Origin of the sequence: Mesorhizobium sp. M7D.F.Ca.US.004.01.2.1 (assembly GCF_003997785.1) — a bacterium.
GTDB lineage: Bacteria > Pseudomonadota > Alphaproteobacteria > Rhizobiales > Rhizobiaceae > Mesorhizobium > Mesorhizobium loti.
The window spans coordinates 1-1,542 of the sequence record NZ_RZRQ01000634.1 but is presented as its reverse complement, the minus strand read 5'-3'; the positions used below and the strand labels follow the sequence as shown (position 1 = coordinate 1,542).

Sequence of the window (1,542 nt, the reverse complement as noted above, 5' to 3'; positions counted from 1 at the left end):
GCACCGATCCGCGAAACGGGCATGCCAGCAGGCCTTGAACGTCAGTGTTTCGGCTGACGTCGCGAGAGACGCATTCATCGACGCAGCGCGGGAAGCGCGCATATTGGTCGAGTGAACTGCGCGCACCATATGAGACTGGCGAGGGTGAATCACTTTCTCGCCCACCAGCGAGGTCGCCATGAACGTAACAACCCGATTGCATGAACTCGGCCAAAGCCTCTGGCTGGACAACATCACCCGCGATCTGCTGAGCAGCGGCACCCTTCAGCGCTATTGCACCGACTTTTCGGTGACGGGATTGACGTCGAACCCCACGATTTTCGATGAGGCGATTAAAAACAGCACAGCTTACGACGAGGCCCTTCATCGAAAAGCCAGAGAAGGGAAAGCGGGCGAGCAGCTATTTTTCGAATTGGCGCTCGAAGACCTGACGCAGGCCGCGGCACTCTTCTGGCCGGTCCATGAAGCGACGGGCGGTATCGATGGCTGGGTTTCGCTGGAAGTTTCGCCTTTGCTGGCTAACGATGCCGGCGCCACTGTGGAGGCTGCCAGGCGATTGCACGCCCAGGCGCACTGTTCCAACCTGTTTATCAAGATTCCGGGCACGCCGGCTGGCGTCGAGGCCATAGAGGAATCGATCTTCGCCGGCGTGCCGGTGAATGTCACCCTGCTGTTTTCGTGCGAGCAGTACGTGGCGGCGGTCGACGCGTATTGCCGAGGCATTCAGCGACGGATTAACGCCGGGCTCGACCCGAAGATCGCCTCTGTCGCCTCGATCTTCGTCAGCCGCTGGGACAAGGCGGTCATGGATAAGGTTAGCCCCGCGCTGCGGAACCGTCTCGGTATCGCCATATCCGGGCAAGTCTATAAAGCCTACCGGGAGCGGCTTGCCTCTACCGGATGGCGCAAGCTGGCCGATGCCGGCGCACTTTCCCAGCGTCTGCTATGGGCGAGCACCGGGACCAAGGATCCGCAGCTTCCGCAATCCTATTACATCGAAGCGCTCGCCGCACCGGACACCATCAACACCATTCCGGAGAAGACACTTCATGCATTTTCGAAAGAGGGGGCGGTGAACGGCGTCATGCGGGAGGACGGTGGCAAAAGCGAAGCCGTTCTTGCCGACTTCGCAGAAGCTGGCGTCGACATTCAGGCGCTTGCCGCGCAGCTCCAGTTGGAAGGCGCGCAATCCTTCACCAAATCATGGGCCGATCTGATGGCGGTGATTGCCTCGAAGAGCGAGCAGTTACATCGCCACGGTTCGGCCACCGGATGATGAGCGCGCCTCTCGCGGCCAGGACGTTGCCACTCGCCGAACTTCCAGCATGGCAGGCGTTGCTGGCGCATTGCCAGGAAGTGCGCCCTTTGCATCTGCGACAGCTCTTCGCCGATTATCCCCAGCGTGGCAAGCGTTTCGCCATCGACGCCTGCGGACTTTATCTCGACTATTCGAAAAACCGCATCACGGCCGATACGGTCCAGCTACTCATTGAACTTGCCGAGGCCTGCGGGTTGCGTGAGCGCCTCGAAGCAATGTTCAGC

Annotated in this window: 2 protein-coding genes and 1 pseudogene; all 3 read left to right on the top strand. The window is 60.2% G+C overall.

Translation table 11 applies throughout. The features are described 5' to 3' along the window. Positions 1–34 precede the first annotated feature (34 nt). The gene (locus EN993_RS38505) at positions 35–115 is read left to right on the top strand and encodes a DUF982 domain-containing protein (RefSeq protein ID WP_348630457.1); all 81 of its coding nucleotides are present in this window, start codon (positions 35–37) and stop codon (positions 113–115) included. Positions 116–178: 63 nt separating this feature from the next. Continuing rightward, positions 179–1,276 carry a transaldolase gene (gene tal, locus EN993_RS35655; protein ID WP_127266223.1) on the top strand — a complete coding sequence of 366 codons (1,098 nt, stop codon included), beginning with the start codon at positions 179–181 and terminating at the stop codon, positions 1,274–1,276. A 26-nt stretch (positions 1,277–1,302) separates the two neighbouring features. Beyond that, positions 1,303–1,542, top strand: a pseudogene (pgi, locus tag EN993_RS35650) (glucose-6-phosphate isomerase); the annotation flags it as partial.

Excerpts from the sequence above, each read along its gene's own strand:
- tal (WP_127266223.1), top strand. The coding sequence starts at position 179 with ATGAACGTAACAACCCGATTGCATGAACTCGGCCAAAGCCTCTGGCTG.